Annotated in this window: 16 protein-coding genes; 10 read left to right on the forward strand and 6 right to left on the reverse strand. The window is 75.9% G+C overall.

Features of this window, described 5'->3' with window-relative positions; all coding sequences use genetic code 11:
• Positions 1-60 precede the first annotated feature (60 nt).
• From ABWI07_RS41670 to ABWI07_RS41680, 3 genes are all read right to left on the reverse strand, one after another.
• A complete protein-coding gene (locus tag ABWI07_RS41670) occupies positions 61-2451 on the reverse strand; it encodes an ATP-binding cassette domain-containing protein (RefSeq protein WP_353821916.1) in 2391 nt (796 codons plus the stop codon).
• Between the two features lie 75 nt (positions 2452-2526).
• Positions 2527-3003, reverse strand: coding sequence for a helix-turn-helix transcriptional regulator (locus tag ABWI07_RS41675; RefSeq protein WP_149258404.1), 477 nt, complete (start codon positions 3001-3003; stop codon positions 2527-2529).
• Positions 3004-3094: 91 nt separating this feature from the next.
• Complete coding sequence (locus ABWI07_RS41680) at positions 3095-3733, reverse strand: HAD family hydrolase (protein ID WP_353821917.1); 639 nt, start codon at positions 3731-3733, stop codon at positions 3095-3097.
• A 210-nt stretch (positions 3734-3943) separates the two neighbouring features.
• Between ABWI07_RS41680 and ABWI07_RS41685 the strand changes: the two genes are divergently transcribed.
• From ABWI07_RS41685 to ABWI07_RS41700, 4 genes are all read left to right on the forward strand, one after another.
• Positions 3944-4651 carry a DedA family protein gene (locus ABWI07_RS41685; RefSeq protein ID WP_149258402.1) on the forward strand — a complete coding sequence of 236 codons (708 nt, stop codon included), beginning with the start codon at positions 3944-3946 and terminating at the stop codon, positions 4649-4651.
• Between the two features lie 126 nt (positions 4652-4777).
• The gene (locus ABWI07_RS41690) at positions 4778-5539 is read left to right on the forward strand and encodes a phosphatase PAP2 family protein (RefSeq protein ID WP_149258401.1); all 762 of its coding nucleotides are present in this window, start codon (positions 4778-4780) and stop codon (positions 5537-5539) included.
• A 197-nt stretch (positions 5540-5736) separates the two neighbouring features.
• The gene (locus tag ABWI07_RS41695; RefSeq protein WP_149258400.1) at positions 5737-6654 is read left to right on the forward strand and encodes an ATP-binding cassette domain-containing protein; all 918 of its coding nucleotides are present in this window, start codon (positions 5737-5739) and stop codon (positions 6652-6654) included.
• Positions 6655-6657: 3 nt separating this feature from the next.
• Complete coding sequence (locus ABWI07_RS41700; RefSeq protein WP_353821918.1) at positions 6658-7470, forward strand: ABC transporter permease; 813 nt, start codon at positions 6658-6660, stop codon at positions 7468-7470.
• Positions 7471-7492: 22 nt separating this feature from the next.
• Here the strand turns inward: ABWI07_RS41700 and ABWI07_RS41705 are convergent, their stop codons facing one another.
• Complete coding sequence (locus ABWI07_RS41705) at positions 7493-8161, reverse strand: response regulator (RefSeq protein ID WP_353821919.1); 669 nt, start codon at positions 8159-8161, stop codon at positions 7493-7495.
• A complete protein-coding gene (locus tag ABWI07_RS41710; RefSeq protein WP_353821920.1) occupies positions 8158-9957 on the reverse strand; it encodes a sensor histidine kinase in 1800 nt (599 codons plus the stop codon). Before ABWI07_RS41710 ends, ABWI07_RS41705 begins: the two co-directional genes overlap by 4 nt.
• Before the next feature lie 129 nt (positions 9958-10086).
• On the opposite strand from ABWI07_RS41710, the gene ABWI07_RS41715 reads away from it, so the two are divergent.
• From ABWI07_RS41715 to ABWI07_RS41740, 6 genes are all read left to right on the forward strand, one after another.
• A complete protein-coding gene (locus ABWI07_RS41715; RefSeq protein ID WP_353821921.1) occupies positions 10087-11481 on the forward strand; it encodes a sensor histidine kinase in 1395 nt (464 codons plus the stop codon).
• Complete coding sequence (locus ABWI07_RS41720) at positions 11478-12143, forward strand: response regulator (RefSeq protein WP_149258396.1); 666 nt, start codon at positions 11478-11480, stop codon at positions 12141-12143. Before ABWI07_RS41715 ends, ABWI07_RS41720 begins: the two co-directional genes overlap by 4 nt.
• Before the next feature lie 95 nt (positions 12144-12238).
• Positions 12239-12949: an RNA polymerase sigma factor gene (locus tag ABWI07_RS41725; protein WP_353821922.1), complete on the forward strand. Its 711-nt coding sequence runs from the start codon at positions 12239-12241 to the stop codon at positions 12947-12949.
• Positions 12946-13779 (forward strand): methylated-DNA--[protein]-cysteine S-methyltransferase, encoded by an 834-nt coding sequence (locus ABWI07_RS41730; RefSeq protein ID WP_353821923.1) that lies wholly within the window; start codon positions 12946-12948, stop codon positions 13777-13779. The genes ABWI07_RS41725 and ABWI07_RS41730 overlap by 4 nt, the downstream gene beginning before the upstream one ends.
• Positions 13780-13935: 156 nt before the next feature.
• Positions 13936-15012, forward strand: a complete 1077-nt coding sequence (locus ABWI07_RS41735) for an NAD-dependent epimerase/dehydratase family protein (protein ID WP_149258393.1) — start codon at positions 13936-13938, stop codon at positions 15010-15012.
• Positions 15013-15060: 48 nt separating this feature from the next.
• A complete protein-coding gene (locus ABWI07_RS41740) occupies positions 15061-15312 on the forward strand; it encodes a hypothetical protein (protein WP_353821924.1) in 252 nt (83 codons plus the stop codon).
• Positions 15313-15466: 154 nt separating this feature from the next.
• Here the strand turns inward: ABWI07_RS41740 and ABWI07_RS41745 are convergent.
• Positions 15467-15771 (reverse strand): CDGSH iron-sulfur domain-containing protein (locus ABWI07_RS41745; protein WP_353821925.1); only part of this gene is annotated, 305 nt, incomplete at its 5' end.

The following is a 15771-nucleotide window of genomic DNA, read 5'->3' on the forward strand; positions in this document are numbered from 1 at the left end:
GCCGCCGGAGGGCGGCCGGGCGGGGCGACCGAGGCCCGGCGCACTGTTCCGTGGGCCCGGTCAGGTGGCGAGGTAGGCGGCGAGGTGTTCGCCGGTGAGGGTGGAGCGTTCGGCGGCGAGTTGCGCGGGGGTTCCTTCGAAGACGACGCGTCCGCCGTCGTGGCCGGCGCCGGGGCCGAGGTCGATGATCCAGTCGGCGTGGGCCATGACGGCCTGGTGGTGCTCGATGACGATGACGGACTTGCCGGCGTCGACGAGGCGGTCGAGGAGGGCGAGCAGGTGCTCGACGTCGGCGAGGTGGAGGCCGGCGGTGGGTTCGTCGAGGACGTAGACGCCGCCGTCCTCGGCCATGTGGGTGGCGAGTTTGAGGCGCTGGCGTTCGCCGCCGGACAGGGTGGTGAGGGGTTGGCCGAGGGTGAGGTAGCCGAGGCCGACGTCGGCGAGGCGGTGGAGGATGCGGTGGGCGGCGGGGGTGCGGGCGTCGCCTTCGGCGAAGAACTGCTCGGCGTGGTCGACGGGCATGGCGAGGACGTCGCTGATGTTCTTGCCGCCGAGGGTGTAGGTGAGGACGTCGGCCTGGAAGCGCTTGCCTTCGCATTCCTCGCAGGTCGTGGCGACGCCGGCCATCATGGCGAGGTCGGTGTAGATGACGCCCGCGCCGTTGCAGTTGGGGCATGCGCCTTCGGAGTTGGCGCTGAACAGTGCGGGCTTGACGCCGTTGGCCTTGGCGAAGGCCTTGCGGATGGGGTCGAGGAGTCCGGTGTAGGTGGCGGGGTTGCTGCGTCGTGAGCCGCGGATGGGGGTCTGGTCGATGGAGACGACGCCGGCGCCCTTGGGGATGGATCCGTGGATGAGGGAGCTCTTGCCGGAGCCGGCGACGCCGGTGACGGCGACGAGGATTCCGAGGGGGATGTCGACGTCGACGTCGCGGAGGTTGTGGGTGTCGGCGCCGCGGATCTCGAGTGTGCCGGTGGGGGTGCGGAGGGTGTCCTTGAGGGGGGTCTTGTCGTCGAAGTGGCGGCCGGTGATGGTGCCGCTGGTGCGCAGGCCGTCGACGGTGCCCTCGTAGCAGATGGTGCCGCCGGCGGTGCCGGCGCGGGGGCCGAGGTCGACGATGTGGTCGGCGATGGCGATGGTCTCGGGCTCGTGTTCGACGACGAGGACGGTGTTGCCCTTGTCGCGGAGGCGGAGCAGGAGGTCGTTCATGCGTTGGACGTCGTGGGGGTGCAGGCCCATGGTGGGCTCGTCGAAGACGTAGGTGACGTCGGTGAGCGAGGATCCGAGGTGGCGGATCATCTTGGTGCGCTGGGCCTCGCCGCCGGACAGGGTGCCGGAGGGGCGGTCGAGGGAGAGGTAGCCGAGGCCGATCTCGACGAAGGAGTCGAGGGTGTCGCCGAGTGCTTTGAGGAGGGGGGCGACGGAGGGGGCGTCGAGGTCGCGGACCCATGCGGCGAGGTCGCTGATCTGCATGGCGCAGGCGTCGGCGATGCTGATGCCGTCGATCTTCGATGAGCGGGCGGTGTCGCTGAGGCGGGTGCCGTCGCAGTGGGGGCAGGGGGTGGTGGTGACGGCGCGGTCCACGAAGGCGCGGATGTGCGGCTGCATGGAGGCGCGGTCCTTGCTGAGGAAGGACTTCTGGATCTTTGGGATGAGTCCTTCGTAGGTGACGTTGACGCCTTCGACCTTGATCCTGGTGGGTTCCTTGTAGAGGAGGGCGTGGAGTTCGGCGTCGGTGTACTTGCGGATGGGCTTGTCGGGGTCGAAGTAGCCGCAGCCGCGGAAGATGCGGCCGTACCAGCCGTCCATGGTGTAGCCGGGGATGGTGAGGGCGCCCTCGTTGAGGGAGAGGGTGTCGTCGTAGAGGGCGGTGAGGTCGAAGTCGTTGGCGGTGCCGGTGCCTTCGCAGTGGGGGCACATGCCGCCGGTGACGCTGAAGCTGCGTTGTTCCTTGACGGTCTTGCCTGCGCGTTCGGTGGTGACGGCGCCTGCTCCGCTGATGGAGGCGACGTTGAAGGAGAACGCCTGGGGTGAGCCGATGTGGGGCCGGCCGAGGCGGCTGAACAGGATGCGGAGCATGGCGTTGGCGTCGGTGGCGGTGCCGACGGTGGAGCGGGCGTCGCCGCCCATGCGCTGCTGGTCGACGATGATCGCGGTGGTGAGGCCTTCGAGGACGTCGACGTCGGGGCGGGCGAGGGTGGGCATGAAGCCCTGGACGAAGGCGCTGTAGGTCTCGTTGATCATGCGTTGGGACTCGGCGGCGATGGTGCCGAAGACCAGTGAGCTCTTGCCGGAGCCGGAGACGCCGGTGAACACGGTGAGGCGGCGTTTGGGGATCGCGACGTCGACGTCCTTGAGGTTGTTCACGCGTGCTCCGTGGACGCGGATCAGGTCGTGGACGTCGGCGGCGTGCGGCGCGGGCGGGGTGGTGTCCGTGCTCGTGGCCTTGCTCATCGTGTCTCCATGTGTCGGGCGCGGCAGTGGGCTCTGTCTACCCGATCGGCGGTGCGGGAGGGGGGTGGACGGTGGTCACGCTAGGGGCGGCGGGGCGGTGGGCGCTTCTCGATTCCTGATCGGTCTGGTGACCTGTTTTTCCAGGCAGGAGGGGACGCCGGCGGCGGTGCCGGAGGAGGTGGGCGGGGGCGGGGTGTCGGCTGCTCGGCGGCGGTAGGCGCTGGGCGGCATGCCGACGAGTTCGGTGAAGCGGGTGCTGAAGGTGCCGAGTGAGGAGCAGCCGACGGCGAAGCAGACTTCGGTGACGGTGAGGTCGCCGCGGCGCAGGAGGGCCATGGCCCGTTCGATGCGGCGGGTCATGAGGTAGGAGTAGGGCGATTCGCCGTAGGCCTGGCGGAACTGGCGGCTGAGGTGGCCGGCGGACATGTTCACGCCGCGTGCGAGGGCCTCGACGTCGAGGGGGCGGGCGTACTCGCGGTCGATGCGGTCGCGGACGCGGCGCAGGCGTGCGAGGTCGCGCAGGTGGTGCGGTGCGGCGGGCGTGCTGGTCACGTGTGTGATCGTGCCATGTCGGGGCGGGGTCGGCGAGTGGCGGCGTGTCGGCCAGGTTCGATGAGTCGCGCCAGGTCAGTGGTGGTGTGGGTCAGGTGGGGCGGAGGGTGCGGGCGAGGGTGTAGGCGGCGTTGAGGTCGGTGCCGCGGTAGTCGAGGGCGGCGATGTCGGCGAGGTGGTGGTCGGCGTTGACGGCGACGGTGTTGTCGAGGTGGCGGAACAGGGGCGCGTCGGACATGGAGTCGCCGTAGGCGGTGCACTGGTCGGTGGTGAGCCGGTGGCGGGCGAGGAGGTCGTCGGTGATGCGGACCTTGTCGTCGGGGGTGAGGATGCCGGCGGGGTCGAGGGTGCCGGTGAAGGGCATCGGGGGGAAGCGGGAGGCGACGACGTGGTCGAAGCCGTGGTCGAGGAGGTGGTGGGCGAAGAAGTCGGGCGACATGGTGATGACGGCGGAGTGCTCGCCGCGGGCGCGGATGTCGGCGCAGACGTCGGTGATGCCGGTGAGCCAGGTGGCGGCCTGGTAGGCGGTGGCGACGACGGCGGGGGTGAGGTGGCGCCACAGGCGGTGGATCTCGGTGGAGAAGCCGCGGGTGTCGAGGGTGCCGGCGGCGAAGCGGGCCTCGAGGTCGCGGAGCTCGGGGAGGGTGCCGAGGTGGCGGGCGATCTCGAGGTTGGCGGTGGTGCCGGTCAGCAGGGTGCCGTCCATGTCGAAGATGTGCAGGTGTCCCACAGGGTGTGAAGTGTGGTGGAGGCGGGGGCGGGAACGCGACCCGTTTTCCGCCGGGCCGTGCGGGCCGGGTGGTGCGGAGTGGTCCTTCGGGGGGAGGCGGGGGTCGTGCCCGGATCTGAGGGCGCGGGCCGGGCCCCTGCCGAAAGTGGGGGGTGAACAGGGCCTTTCGCGGGATCCGCCGGGTGGTGGCGCTTCCTTAGCGTCGTGCCCATGGACGGATTGACGGGTGTGATCGACACCGCGGTGACGTCGCCGTGGTTCTATCTGGCGCTGTTCGCGGTGGCGGCGCTCGACGGGTTCTTCCCCGTGGTGCCGAGCGAGAGCATGCTCATCACCGGAGGGGTGTACGCGGCGTCGGGGCGGCCGGAGCTGGCGCCGGTGGTGGCGGTGGCCGCGCTGGGCGCGTTTGCCGGCGACCACGTGTCGTATCTGGTGGGGCGCCGGGCGGGCGGGCGGCTGGTGCGCGGGGCGCGGCCGGGGACGCGGCGGCACGGGGCGTTCGGGTGGGCGCGGCGGACGATGGCCGAGCGGGGCGGGCTGATCCTGGTGGTGGCGCGGTACGTGCCGGGCGGGCGGACCGCGGTGACGGTGACGATGGGCGCGGTCGGGTTCAGGCTGCGGTCGTTCTCGGTGTTCGCGGCGGTGGCGGCGGTGTCGTGGGGCCTGTACGGGGCATTGCTGGGGTATGCGGGCGGGGTGGCGTTCGAGGACGACCCGCTGAAGGGCGTGGCGGTCGGGCTCGGGCTGGCGCTGGGGGTGACTGCGGTCGTGGAGGGCGCGCGGTTCGCGCGGCGGCGCCGTCGCGGCGCCGCCCGACCCGCCGAAGGGGTCGAGGCCGCGGAGGCCGCCGAAGTCGCGACGGCCGAGGGGCCGGAGCGCGAACCGGCGCTACGAGTGGGGCCATTGCCCGGCGAGTGATCCCCCTAAGGTGAAAAGCTTGACCCTCCATGGCCGTGGAGTGAACATCAGCGGTCTTTTCGGTGTCTGACAGATGACGGGTCTGGCAGATGACGGGCACGGGCCGCTGCGAGCGTGAGGGAGAGCATGGGAGCGCCGGATTTCAGCGCGGATCTGTACCGGGAGATCACCGAGTTCGCGCAGGGCACGCCCTCGTGGGTGCATTCGGCGGCGGACGTGGGCACCGACGCGGGGCTGCTGCTGTTCGCGGTGCTGTTCGTCGCGGGCTGGGTGCGGGCCCGGGGCATGGACGCGCGGGCGATGGGGCTGGCGCTCGCGGCGCCGTTCGCGATGGTGTCGGCGTATCTGGTGAGCGAGGTGTCCAAGAGCTTCATCCAGGAGGAGCGGCCGTGCCGCGCGGTGGCGGGGGCGGTGCACATCGCGGCGTGCCCGGCGCAGGGCGACTGGTCGTTCCCGAGCAACCACGCGACGATCGCGGCGGGGTCGGCGGCGGCGATCGTGGTGGCGTGGCGGGCGATGGCGCCGCTGGTGCTGCCGCTGGCGGCGCTGATGGCGTTCTCGCGGGTGTTCGTGGGCGTGCACTACCCGCATGACGTCGCGGCGGGGTTCCTGGTGGGCGTCGTGGTGGCGCCGACGGCGGCGATGGTGCTGGTGCTGGCGCTGCGTCCGCTGGTGGAGGCGCTGAGGGGCGTGGCGGTGGGCGCGGTGCTGCTGGGGGCCGGCCCGTCGGCGCCGCGGGGTCCGGGCCTCGGGGTGCCGCTCGGGACGCCGCGGCCCGCGGCCGCGGCGGCGCCGATGGTGGGCGCGGCCGCGCCGATGGACGACGCGTCGGTGACGATGCCGGACGTGATGGGCGGCGTGCCGCCCCGCCGGGGTCCCCTCCGCTAGCCGTTCGATCGGCGGGCCGGGTTTCACGGGCCGTCCCAGGTGGTGCTTCGGCGCCGCTCGGGGCGGCCCGTTCGCGTGCGCCGTCCGGGGTGCCGGGTTCCTGACGAAAGTCGGGGGCGGGCGGTGGCGTCCGCCCGGTGCGGGGCTCCTCCCCCGCTGCCTAGCGTCGCTCGGGACGGCTGGACGGGAGGACCTTGATGATCGTGTTGCGGGGCCTGACGAAGCGGTTCGGGGACAGGACGGCGGTGGACGGGCTGTCGCTGGAGGTGGCGGCGGGCAAGGTGACGGGGTTCCTGGGCCCCAACGGCGCCGGGAAGTCCACCACGATGCGGTTGGTGGTGGGCCTGGACCGTCCGAGCGCGGGCGAGGCGCTGGTCGGGGGCCGCCGGTACGCGGAGATGCGGCATCCGTTGCGGGAGGTGGGCGCGCTGCTGGACGCGGGCGCGGTGCATCCGGGGCGGTCGGCGCGGGCGCATCTGCTGGCGATGGCGCGCAGCAACGGGATCGCGCGGGGCCGGGTGGAGGAGGTCCTGGCGATGGTGGGGCTGGAGGCGGTCGCGGGGCGGCGGGCGGGGGCGTTCTCGCTGGGGATGCGGCAGCGGCTGGGGATCGCGGGCGCGCTGCTGGGCGATCCGGGGGTGCTGATGTTCGACGAGCCGGTCAACGGGCTCGATCCGGACGGGGTGCTGTGGGTGCGGCGGCTGATGCGGTCGCTGGCGGAGCAGGGCCGGACGGTGTTCGTGTCCTCGCATCTGATGAGCGAGATGCAGCTGACCGCGGACCGGCTGGCGGTGATCGGGAAGGGCAGGCTGCTGGCGGACGCGCCGATGGCCGAGGTGATCGCGGCGGGGTCGGGGAACGCGGTGCGGGTCCGCAGCCCCCGCGCGCGGGCGCTGGCGGAGCGGCTGGAGGCCGCGGGCGGGCGGGTGCGGCGCGTCGGCGAGCAGGAGCTGCGGGTGGCGGGGCTGGCCGTGGAGCGCGTCGGGCTGGTCGCGTTCGAGGTGGGGGCGCCGGTGCTGGAGCTGGGCGCGGTGCAGGCGTCCCTGGAGGAGGCGTACATGGAGTTGACGGGCGCGAGCGTGGAGTACGGCGCGGTGCCGGGGACGGGGGTCTGAGCGATGGCGATCATGGGAGTACGGGCGGGCGGCGGCGTCCGAGCGGCCGAGGGCGGCGGGTGGCGCGGCGCGGTCGCCGCGGAGTGGACGAAGCTGTGGTCGGTGCGGTCCACCTGGTGGGGGCTGGCGTCGGCGGTGGCGCTGATGGCGGTGATGGCGTTCACGCTGGCGACCTCGACGGTGTCCAACAACACCAACGCGCTGCCCGGCGACGACATGGGCGTGGTGTCGGTGAGCGGCGTGGCGGTCGGCGCGCTGGACATGGTCCAGTTCGTGGTGCTGGCCCTGGCGATCCTGGTGGTCACCGGTGAGTACGCGACGGGCAGCATCCGGGCGACGCTGCAGTGGGTGCCGCCGCGGGGCCGGATGCTGGGCGCCAAGGCGGCGGTGGTCGCGGCGGTGGCGTTCCCGCTCGGGGTCGTGCTGAACGCTGCCGGGACCGCGGTCGCCGATCCGGCCCTCGGGCGGTGGGGGCGGCTGCGGGCCGGGGAGTTCGCGGCCGACGCGCTGCAGTCCGGGGTGTACCTGGCGCTGGTGGCCGTGCTGGTGCTGGCGGTCGGGGCGATGCTGCGCAGCACGGCGGCGTCGCTGACGGCGGCGTTCCTGTTCCTGATGGTGGCGCCGATGCTGCTGGGCGCCGGGGACGGGGCGGGGCTCGCGCGGCGGGTGTCGGACTCGATGCCCAGCACCGCCGGCCGGTACTTCATGTCCGGGGACGGCCCGTATCCGCAGGCGGTGGGGTTGGCGATCCTGGCGGTGTGGACGGCGGCGGCGCTGTGCGGCGGGGTGGTGGTGCTGCGCCGCCGCGACGCCTGACCCCGCGCGGGGGCGGGCGGGGTCAGGTGGGGTCGTCGGTGCCGTCGACGAGGCCGGCCTGGTGGGCGAGTACGGCGGCCTGCACGCGGTTGCGCAGGTCCAGGCGGGTGAGGATCGCGCTGACGTAGGCCTTGACGGTGCCTTCGACGACGTGGAGGCGCCCGGCGATCTCGGCGTTGGACAGGCCGGCGCCGAGCAGGGCCAGCACGTCGTGCTCGCGGGGGGTGAGCGCGGCGACGCGGCGGCGGGCGCGGGCGCGGGCGTCCAGGCGGCCGCCGCCGATCTGGGTGATGACGCGGTGGGCGACCTTCGGGGACAGGTAGGCGGCGCCGTCGGCGACGGCGCGGACCCCGGCGATCAGTTCGCGGGGGTCGCCGGACTTGAGCAGGAAGCCGCTGGCGCCGCCGGCCAGGGCGCGGGCGATGTACTCGTCCTCGCCGAAGGTGGTGAGGATGATGACGCCGGTGGCGGGGGCGAGGCGGCGCAGTTCGGCGGCGGCGGCCAGGCCGTCCATGCGCGGCATGCGGATGTCCAGGAGGGTGACGGCGGGGCGGTGCCGCAGTGTGAGGTCGACGGCCTCGCGGCCGTCGGCGGCCTCGGCGACCACCTCGATGCCGGGGTCGGCGGTCAGGATCGCGCGCACGCCCGCGCGGATCATCGCCTCGTCGTCGGCGAGCAGGGCGCGGATCACTGGTCCTCCTGGCGGTCTCCGCGGTGGGCGCCGAGTTGCCGTGTGTCGTAGGTGTTCTTGGCGATGAGGCGGCCGCCGGCGAAGCAGAGCCGGTAGATGCGGCCGATGCCGAGCACGTTGGCGTCGGGCCGGTAGTAGCGGCAGCGGGCGCGGGCGGGTTCGGGGACCGCGGAGCGGACGGTGCCGGCGTCGGGGGTCTGCATGGGCGGCAGGGCCTGTTCGACGCGGCGCTGGGGGTCGCCGACGGCCAGTGCGCCGTAGTCGGCGGGCCGCAGGACGGAGTTGAGGGTGGCGAAGACGTGGTAGCCGGCCATGATCGCGCCGAGCAGCGCCATGAGGGCGGTCGGGGCGGCGATCGCGGTGATCAGGCCGCGGCGGACCCGGCGGCGTTCGCGGGCAAGGTGCCGGGCCGATTCCGAGGGCCACTCCCCCGTGGCCGCCTTGGGGGCGGGGCCTGGGGCGGGGGTGAGGCCGAGGGCGGTGCGCAGCGCGTCCCGCGGGGTCGGCGCCTTCCCGGCCGGGGCCGTCCGGGCGGCCGGTGCGGGGGCGGGCGGGGCGGCGGGCAGGTCGGCGGTGACGCGGAAGCCGCCGTCGGGGGTGGGCGCGGCGTGCAGGGTCCCGCCCAGCAGTCGGACGCGCTCGGTGAGGCCGGTCAGGCCGCGCCCGCCGGACGGCAGCAGCGGCGGCCCGCCGGGCGGGGGGTCGTTGGCGACCGTGACGGTGACCCCGCCGGGCTCGCCGCCGGGGTCGGCGAGGGCGACGGTGACGGCGGCGCGCGGGGCGTGCTTGGCGGCGTTGGTGATGGCCTCCTGCACGACGCGGTGTGCGGTGAGCGCGGCCATCGGCGCGAGCCCGGCGGGGGCGTCGCCGGTGAGGCGGACGGGGACGCCGGAGGCGCGGGCGCGGTCGACCAGGTCGGGGATGCTCTCGCGCGCGGGCCGCACCGGCGCGGGGTCCGGGACCGCTCCCCCGGTGCCGGGCGCGGCGGGGGGTTCGGCGGTGTCGTCGCGGAGGAGGCCGATGATCTCGCGGAGGTGGTCGGTGGCCTCGGCGGCGCCGGTGCGCAGTTCGGCTGCCGCGGCGCGGTGCCGGTCCCCCAGTCCGGGCGCGACCTCCAGCGCGCCGGCGCGCACGGCGATCAGGGCCAGTTCGTGGCCGAGGGAGTCGTGCATGTCCTGGGCGATGCGGGCGCGCTCGCGCAGGCGTTCGCGTTCGGCGACGATGCGCTGCTGGTGCTCCAGGCGCTCGGCGCGCTCCCATCCGGCGTGCAGCAGTTCCTGGTACTGGCGCCAGTAGCGGCCCACCAGCCAGGGCAGGACGCCGAGCAGGACGAGCCAGACGGTGAGGGGGAACCAGGCGGTGACGTCCATGCCGCGGAGCACCGACAGCAGCGCCCCGCCGACCAGGACGCCGGTGAAGGTCCACAGCAGCGGCTGCGCGCGGGCGCTGCGCAGGCCCGCCAGGTAGGACAGGACGGGCATGGCGAACACGAAGTTGCCGTGGACGAGGGTCAGCGCGATCACGGTGAGCACCGCCGGGGCGGGCCGGGCCCGGGCGGCGGCGATCGCGGCGGCGAGCACGGCGAGCCCGGCCGCCTGCAGCCACCACGACGGCCGCGCGGGCTGCGGCGGGGAGGCCATGCCGGCCGCGACCGGCAGCACCAGGACCGCGTACAGCAGGACGTCCCTGACCAGCGCCGCGCGGGACGGCCGCCGGACCAGCGCGCGCAGCCGGACCCGCGCGGACGGCGCGGGTGGGGCGGGCGCGGGGAGACCGGGGGCCGCGGAGTCGTTCACGGGACTCACGCTACTGGCCGGTGATCTGGGCCGTTACTGACGAAAGTCAGGGTCCGGGCCGCTCCCGCCCGGGCAGGGACGATCTTCGTTGGGGCGCGGGACGGGCCCGGGCTGAACTACGGTTGGCGCGTGACAGCGACCCCCCGGCGCCGCCGGCGCCCGGCCGGCCCGGACGGGCGGGCCCGGGGCGCGGCCGAGACCGCGCCACGGGCCGCGGCGGCGCGCGGGATCGCCGGGCGGATCGCGGGCGGCGCGCGGTGGCCGCGCGGGCGGGCGGCCGACGCCCTGCTGGCGGCGGCGGTCCTGGTGGTGTCGGTGGCGATGAGCGAGGCGGCGGTCAAGCCCGGGGACCGGCCGCTGTGGCCGGGCGGGCTGGCGCTGATCACGGTGGCGGCGGCCGCGCTGGCGTGGCGGCGGAGCCGTCCGGTCGCGGTCCTGGTGGTCGCGGTGGTGGTGCCTCCCCTGTACTACCCGCTGGGGTACCCGGACGGGCCGGTCGCGGTGGTGCTGTGGCTGGCGCTGTTCAACGCGGCCGTGGAGTGCCGGCTGGCGGTGTCGCTGGGCGCGGTCATCGTCGTCAACGCCGGGTTCCTGGCGGCGGCGTCGCTGCGCGGCGGGGGCGGCGATCCCGACGCGGTCACCGACGCGCGCAGCGTGGCGTCGCTGTCGCTGGGGCTGCTGGTCACGGTGGCGGTCGGGCAGTACGTGCGCGGCCGCCGCGCCCTCGCCGAGGCCGCCGAGCGGCGCGCCGCCGCGGCCGAACGCGACCGCGAGGACGAGGCGCGGCGCCGCGCGGTGGCCGAGCGGCTGCGCATCGCGCGCGAGCTGCACGACGTGCTGGCGCACCAGATCTCGCTGATCAACGTGCAGGCCGGGGCGGCGCTGCACCGCCGCGACGACGCCGCCCGCGCCTACGCGGCGCTGGAGGCGATCAAGGCGGCCAGCAAGGAGACGCTGCGGGAGCTGCGCGGCGTCCTCGGCGTGCTGCGGCAGGTCGACGCGGCGGAACCGGACGGGGCCGGGGCGGCGGAGCGGCCGCCGGCGCCGCCGCCGTCGCTGGCGCGGGTGGGTGAGCTGCTGGACCAGACCGCCGCGGCCGGGCTGGCGGTGCGGCGGTCCGGCGACCTGCCCGAGCCGGGGTCGCCGGGGACGGCGGCGCTGGAGGAGCTGCCTGCGCCGGTCGGGCTGGCGGGGTACCGGATCGTGCAGGAGGCGCTGACCAACACCGTCCGGCACTCGGGGGCCGCGGCGGTGACGGTCGAGGTGCGGCTGTTCCCCGGCGAGGTGGTCGTGCGGGTGGACGACGACGGCTCCGGCCCGGCCGAGCGGGCCGCGGACGGCAACGGGGTGCGGGGCATGCGGGAGCGGGCGGCCTCGGTCGGCGGGGAGCTGACCGCGGGGCCGGGCCCGGCGGGCGGGTTCCGGGTGTGGGCGCGGCTGCCGCTGGACGGCGCCGGCGACCCGCCGGAACCGCACCGGCCGGGCGGGAAGGGCGTAATGGGCGAGACAGAGGAGAGCGCGTGATCCGGGTGATGCTGGCCGACGACCAGACGCTGGTCCGGGCGGGGTTCCGGTCGATCCTGGAGGGCGAGGACGACATCGAGATCGTCGCCGAGGCCGGGGACGGGGAGCAGGCCGTCGCACGGGCCCGCGAGCTGCGGCCCGACGTGGTGCTGATGGACATCCGCATGCCCGTCCTGGACGGGCTGGAGGCCACCCGGCGGATCATCGCCGACCCGCGGCTGGCCGACGTCCGGGTGGTGATCTTGACGACGTTCGACCTGGACGACTACGTCTACGGCGCGATCAAGGCCGGGGCCAGCGGGTTCCTGGTCAAGGACACCGAGCCGCCCGAGCTGATCCACGGGGTGCGGGTGGTGGCGCGCGGCGACGCGCTGCTGGCGCCCACGGTGACCCGGCGGCTGATCGCCGAGTTCGCGTCCCGGATCTCCGCGCCGCCGCCCGCCGCCGAGCTCAGCTCGCTGACCGACCGGGAGCGGGAGGTGCTGGAGCTGGTCGCGGCGGGCCTGTCCAACGAGGAGATCGCGCGGCGGCTGGTGCTGTCGCCCGCCACCGCCAAGACCCATGTCAGCCGTATCCTGGCCAAACTCGGGGCCCGCGACCGCGCGCAGCTGGTGGTGCTGGCCTACGAGACGGGGATGATCCGCCCCGGCTGGCTGAGCTGACCGCACCGCACGGCCTCGGCGAACGGCCCGACCCGGCCCGCCGCCGCACGGCCGTGCGGCTGCAACCGGGCCGGTCGCGGCGGTGTTGAACGGATGTGACGGTCACGGACGAAGCTCTCAACCGCGCCGCGGACACCGCGACGGGCGGCACCGGCGGCGACACCGCGGGCGCGCACGTCGCCGCCGCCCTCGCACGCGACCTCGACGACGGGTTCGCCGCCCTGTACGAGGCGTACCGGGGCGCGGTGTTCTCCACGGCGCTGCGGCTGTGCGGGCGGTGGGCCGAGGCCGAGGACCTGTCCGCCGAGGCGTTCCTGCGCGCCTACCGCGCGCTGGCCGGCTACGACGCGGGACGGATCGCCGGGCTGAAGCCGCGGGCCTGGCTGCTGACGATCCTGACCAACGTGTGGCGCAACAGCCTGCGCTCGGCCGCGCGGCGCCCGGCGGCGGCCCCCATCGAGGACGCCCCCGACCCGCCCGACCCCGGCGAGGGCGTGGAGGACGCCGCGACCCGCCGCGAGACCGGCCGGGAGCTGGCCGGGCTGCTGGCCCGCCTGCCCCACCAGCAGCGCGCCGCGGTCGTGCTGCGGCACGTCACCGACCTGCCCGTCGCCGAGATCGCCGCCGTCCTGGGCCTGCCCGAGGGCACCGTCAAGTCCCACATCTCCCGCGGCCTGGCCCGCCTGCGCGACCTGCGCGCCGCGCCCGACCGCACCCCGCCCGACCAGGCGGACCAGGCCGGCGCCGGCCGCGCCGCACCCGGCCGGACCGCAGCCCACCCCGAGCAGAAAGGGGGCCACCGATGAACCGCACCGACCCCGCCGGCGGCACGCCCGACCCGCTGGCCGGCGACCTCGCCGGGGACCGCGACCCGGCCGGCGAATGGGCGGGCGGCCTGGCGGGCGAACTGGCGGGGCTCGCCGCCGACGCGCCCCCCGCCCTGCTGGACCGCATCGCCGCCCGCCGCGTCCACGTCCCCGGCCCCCTGGAGGGCCTGCAGGTCGCCTTCACCGACCACGGCGTCGCCTACCTGCGCGCCGGGATGGACGAGCGGGAGTTCGCCGCGGCGTTCCGCGCCCGCTTCGCCCGGCCCCTGCTGCCCGCCGAGCGCCCCCCGGCCGGGCTCGTGCCCGCCCTGCGCACCGGCCGGCTCGGCCCGCTGCGCCTGGACCTGCGCGGCCTCAGCGACTTCGAGGCCGCCGTGCTGCGCGCCGCCGCGCGGATCCCGCGCGGGCAGACCCGCCCGTACGCGTGGGTCGCGCGGCAGGCCGGGCGGCCCAAGGCCGTGCGCGCCGTCGGGTCGGCGCTGGGCCGCAACCCCGTCCCGCTGCTGATCCCCTGCCACCGCGTCACCCGCTCGGACGGCTCGCTCGGCGACTACGTCTTCGGTGCCGGCGCCAAGGAGCGGCTGCTGCGCGCCGAGGACGTCGACGTGGAGGAGGCGGCCGAGCTGGCGCGGCGCGGCGTGCGGCTGGTGGGCTCCGACACCACCGGGATCGTGTGCTACCCGACGTGCGGGGACGCGCGCCGGATCACCCCCGGCCACCGGCGCGGGTTCCGCGACCTGGCCGCCGCGCGGGCCGCCGGGTACCGGCCGTGCCTGCGCTGCCGCCCCGGCGAACCCCAGCCCGCCTGACCCGGCGCGCTCCCCCCGTCGGCGGCACCGCCCGGCGGCAATGCCCGGCAGCACCGCGCGTTGGGCGGCGGGCATACATCGGCGCGGGACGGGAATGGGGCCGTCCACCTGCGGGGACGATCCCCGGAGGTGGACCGCCGACGAGGGGGGATCGCCATGCGCGTCGTCGTCACCGGCGCCACGGGCAACATCGGGACCAGCACCGTCCGCGCGCTCGCCGGGGACCCGGCCGTCACCGAGATCGTCGGGCTGGCCCGCCGCGACCCCGGCCCCGGCGCCGCCCGCGAGGCCGACCCCGAGGGGACCGGCAAGCTGCGCTGGGCCGAGGCCGACGTCACCGACACCGACCTGGTCCCGCTCCTGCGCGGCGCCGACGCGGTCGTCCACCTGGCGTGGCTGTTCCAGCCCACCCACCGGCCCGCGGTCACCTGGGACTCCAACGTCGTCGGCAGCGCCCGGGTGTTCGACGCCGCCGCCAGCGCGGGCGTGCCCGCGCTGGTGTACTCCTCCTCCGTCGGCGCCTACTCCCCCGGCCCCAAGGACCGCCCGGTCGACGAGTCCTGGCCCACCCACGGATGGCCCGAGGCCGCCTACAGCCGCGAGAAGGCCTACGTCGAACGGCTCCTGGACGCCTTCGAGACCGCCAACCCGCAATGCCGGGTCGTGCGGCTGCGGCCCGGGTTCGTCTTCGAACGGCAGAGCGCCAGCGAGCAGCGCCGCCTGTTCGCCGGGCCGCTGCTGCCCGGCCGCCTCGCCCGCCCCGACCTCATCCCGGTCGTGCCGGACCTGCCCGGCCTGCGGCTGCAGGTCCTGCACTCCGCCGACGCCGGGCAGGCGTTCCGGCTCGCCGCCACCGGCGAGGCCCGCGGCGCCTTCAACCTCGCCGCCGAGCCCGTCCTGGACGCCGCCGAACTCGCCGACCTGCTCGGCGCCCGGACCGTGCGGCTGCCCGCGCGGGGCGTGCGCGCCGCGATCGCCGCCGCCTGGAGCCTGCACCTGGTGCCCGCCTCCCCCGCCCTGTTCGACCTGGCCCTGCAGATCCCGCTCATGGACACCACGCGGGCCCGCGACGAGCTCGGCTGGACGCCCCGGCACACCTCCCGCGAAGCGATCAGCGAGTTCCTGGAGGGGCTGCGCACCGGCGCCGGCCGCGGCACCCCGCCGCTGGCCCCGGGCACCGGCGGCCGGATGCGCGGCCGCGAGATCGCCACCGGCGTCGGCCAGAAGCCCTGACCGCCCCGCCACGTCCGACAGCTCCCGACCAGATCCGGAGGTCACCCGATGCCGACGATCACACCCGAGCACCTGCACACCCTGCTGGCCTCCAGCGACCGCGACGCCGCCCTCGTCGTCGTCGGGGGCCGCGCCGTCGTCGTCCCCACCGACCCCGGGCGCGGCGAGGGCCCCGAGGAGGCCATGGTGATCACCACGAGGGAGGCCGTGATCGCCGAGCTCGACACCGGCGCCAACGAGGAGCAGATCGAGGCCCTCGCCCAGCGCCTGGACACCGCGCTGGAGAGCCTCGGCGGCTGACCGCCGCCGCTCACGCACCCGCCCCGGACCCGACAGCCTCCACGACGACGCCTGGAAGACGCCCCCGCACGGCGCACCCTGCACGGTGCACCGCCGTGCGGCGAGGAGCCTCGCGACCGCGCTCCGGCGCCGTCCCGCTCAGTCCGCCTCGCGCTCAGTCCGCCTCGCGCTCGGCCGCCGCGCCCGGCCGGTCGCGGCGGCGCCGGCGGTGGCTGGTGTCGCAGAACGGGTAGGAGCGGCTGCGGCGGCACGCGCACAGCGCGACCAGCCACCGGTCCGACACGACCGTCGACCCGTCCTCCAGCACGACCTCCACCGGGCCCTCCACCAGCACCGGCCCGCCCGGCACCATCCGCACCCGGCGCGGCTCCCGGCCTCCGGTCCCGCCAGCAGCCGGGCCCGCCGCACCGCCCCCGCCCCCCGGGGGCGCGGGCGGGGGGGCGGGCGCCGCAGGCGGCC

The sequence above is a fragment of the Actinomadura sp. NPDC000600 genome (assembly GCF_040492135.1).
Taxonomy (GTDB): domain Bacteria; phylum Actinomycetota; class Actinomycetes; order Streptosporangiales; family Streptosporangiaceae; genus Spirillospora.

Bases quoted from the DNA above. Each gene is read 5' to 3' on its own strand.
- ABWI07_RS41700 (WP_353821918.1), top strand. From the start codon at position 6,658: ATGGCGATCATGGGAGTACGGGCGGGCGGCGGCGTCCGAGCGGCCGAG.
- ABWI07_RS41735 (WP_149258393.1), top strand. From the start codon at position 13,936: ATGCGCGTCGTCGTCACCGGCGCCACGGGCAACATCGGGACCAGCACC.
- ABWI07_RS41695 (WP_149258400.1), top strand. From the start codon at position 5,737: ATGATCGTGTTGCGGGGCCTGACGAAGCGGTTCGGGGACAGGACGGCG.
- ABWI07_RS41670 (WP_353821916.1), bottom strand. From the start codon at position 2,451: ATGAGCAAGGCCACGAGCACGGACACCACCCCGCCCGCGCCGCACGCC.
- ABWI07_RS41685 (WP_149258402.1), top strand. From the start codon at position 3,944: ATGGACGGATTGACGGGTGTGATCGACACCGCGGTGACGTCGCCGTGG.
- ABWI07_RS41740 (WP_353821924.1), top strand. From the start codon at position 15,061: ATGCCGACGATCACACCCGAGCACCTGCACACCCTGCTGGCCTCCAGC.
- ABWI07_RS41730 (WP_353821923.1), top strand. From the start codon at position 12,946: ATGAACCGCACCGACCCCGCCGGCGGCACGCCCGACCCGCTGGCCGGC.
- ABWI07_RS41690 (WP_149258401.1), top strand. From the start codon at position 4,778: ATGGGAGCGCCGGATTTCAGCGCGGATCTGTACCGGGAGATCACCGAG.